The 279-nt window shown below is 73.1% G+C and carries 1 protein-coding gene; it reads right to left on the bottom strand.

Going from position 1 to position 279, the window contains the following annotated elements:
- A partial coding sequence (locus tag M3185_RS17620; RefSeq protein WP_374238536.1) for a 4Fe-4S dicluster domain-containing protein occupies nt 1–279 on the bottom strand: 279 nt, incomplete at both ends.

Genomic DNA, 279 nt, shown 5'->3' with positions numbered 1-279 from the left:
GCTGCGGGGACAGGATCGCCCCGATCGGGCCCGGGTAGGTCGAGCCGTAGGCGTGGCCGCCGGTCTGCTCGTAGACCGGGCACACGTTCAGGCACGCGGAGCAGCGGATGCAGTGCAGCGCCGAGCGCCCCTCGGGGTTGGAGAGCACGGCGGAGCGGCCGTTGTCGAGCAGCACCACGTGCACCTCCTGCGGCCCGTCGCCGGGGGTCACCCCGGTCCACAGGGAGGTGTACGGGTTCATCCGCTCGCCCGTGGAGGAGCGCGGGAGCAGCTGGAGGA

The sequence above is a fragment of the Kocuria rosea genome (assembly GCF_023715525.1).
GTDB lineage: Bacteria > Actinomycetota > Actinomycetes > Actinomycetales > Micrococcaceae > Kocuria > Kocuria rosea_A.
This window is presented reverse-complemented; position numbering and strand designations above follow the sequence as displayed.